General features: G+C 70.8%; 3 protein-coding genes and 1 pseudogene. 2 read left to right on the top strand and 2 right to left on the bottom strand.

Features of this window, described 5'->3' with window-relative positions; all coding sequences use genetic code 11:
- Both D8M34_RS19435 and D8M34_RS19790 read right to left on the bottom strand, forming a co-directional pair.
- Positions 1-282: pseudogene (locus D8M34_RS19435) on the bottom strand (DUF4442 domain-containing protein); the annotation flags it as partial.
- A 12-nt stretch (positions 283-294) separates the two neighbouring features.
- Positions 295-426, bottom strand: a complete 132-nt coding sequence (locus tag D8M34_RS19790) for a hypothetical protein (protein WP_274543282.1) — start codon at positions 424-426, stop codon at positions 295-297.
- Positions 427-614: 188 nt separating this feature from the next.
- Between D8M34_RS19790 and D8M34_RS19630 the strand changes: the two genes are divergently transcribed.
- Complete coding sequence (locus D8M34_RS19630; protein WP_238695716.1) at positions 615-764, top strand: hypothetical protein; 150 nt, start codon at positions 615-617, stop codon at positions 762-764.
- A gap of 6 nt (positions 765-770) precedes the next feature.
- Positions 771-1,370, top strand: a 600-nt coding sequence (locus D8M34_RS17885; RefSeq protein ID WP_446723743.1) for an alcohol dehydrogenase catalytic domain-containing protein, incomplete at its 3' end; no start/stop codon positions are given.

Raw genomic sequence — 1,370 nt, 5'->3', positions numbered from 1 at the left:
GATCGTCATGGCCCCGGTCTGCACGCCCCGGGCGTCGGTGATGGTTACGTCCACGGCGAACTCGGGTCGGGTCCCGGCGTCGAGCTCGGCGAGCACCTCGCCGGCCGGGCGGGTCAGCACCGCCTCGGCACGCAGGTCGCCCCTGGCGAGCTTGAGGTAGCGGATCTCGGACCGGCCGACCAGCGGCACCGCCCCGGCCCCGGCCGACGCGGACGCCGACAGACCGACTGCGCCGGCGGCGGTCTCGCCACACCACAGCAGCACCGCGGCGTGTGGCCCACCAACGTGGTTGTGCTAGTCGGAGCGGTCGGGGAGGAACGCCTCGAGCCGGTCGGTGGTGATCGCCCCGAAAGTGATCCCGGCGGTGCCCACCCACGGCACCGGCTGCGGCATCGCGTCGGCCACCCAGCTCGCGTCATCAGCCATGGCCCGACCCTACTCGTCGGTAACCTTCAGGGGAAGCAACGACCGTTTCCTCACGATTATCGCTGAGCGAGAACGAACCCCCTTGTCCGTCGTGCACAACGGGGTTGAGATCGGTGTGACAGCAGGCACACCAAGTCCCACCACCACGATGCGCAACGCCGCGCGTCCGAGGCTCGGAGGTACCGCCAGTGAAGGCCGTGCGGGTGCACGCGTACAAGCAGGATCCCCAGATCGACGACATCGCGGAACCGACGATCCAGGGGCCGCTCGACGTCATCGTCAAGATCGGCGGTGCCGGCGCGTGCCGCACCGACCTCCACATCACCGACGGGGACTGAGCCGACATCCAGAACCCCGGCCTGCCCTACGTGGTCGGCAACGAGAACGCGGGCTGGGTGCACGCGGTCGGCGACGGCGTCACGAACGTCGCGGTCGGCGACACCGTCATCCTGCACCCGCAGCCGTCGTGCGGGCTGTGCACCATGTGCCGCTACGGGCGCGACATGCAGTGCACCGGGGACGCGTTCTTCCCCGGCCTGTCGAACAACGACGGCGGCATGGCCGAGTACCTGCGCACCACCGCGCGGTCCTGCGTGAAGCTGAACCCGGACACCAACCCGGCCGACGTCGCCGCACTCGCCGACGCGGGCCTCACCGCTTACCACGCCGTCCGCAAAGCGGTCCCGTTCCCCTACCCGGGCACCACCGCGGTCGTGCAGGGCGCGGGCGGGCTCGGCCACATCGGCATCCAGGCGCTCGACGCGCTCACGGCCACCAAGAGCATCGTCGTCGACAAGAACCCGGACGCGCTCGAGCTGGCGAAGCAGATCGGCGCCGAGGAGACCGTCGTCGCCGACGGGAACCAGGTCGAGGCCGTCCAGGAGCTCACCGGCGGCGGCGCCACGGTGGTCGTCGACTTCGTCGCCGAGCAGGGCGCGGAGAAC

The sequence above is a fragment of the Microbacterium sp. HSID17254 genome (assembly GCF_003989315.1).
Classification (GTDB): domain Bacteria; phylum Actinomycetota; class Actinomycetes; order Actinomycetales; family Microbacteriaceae; genus Microbacterium.
This window is presented reverse-complemented; position numbering and strand designations above follow the sequence as displayed.

Coding starts and splice junctions, on each gene's coding strand:
- D8M34_RS19790 (WP_274543282.1), bottom strand. CDS start 426: ATGGCTGATGACGCGAGCTGGGTGGCCGACGCGATGCCGCAGCCGGTG.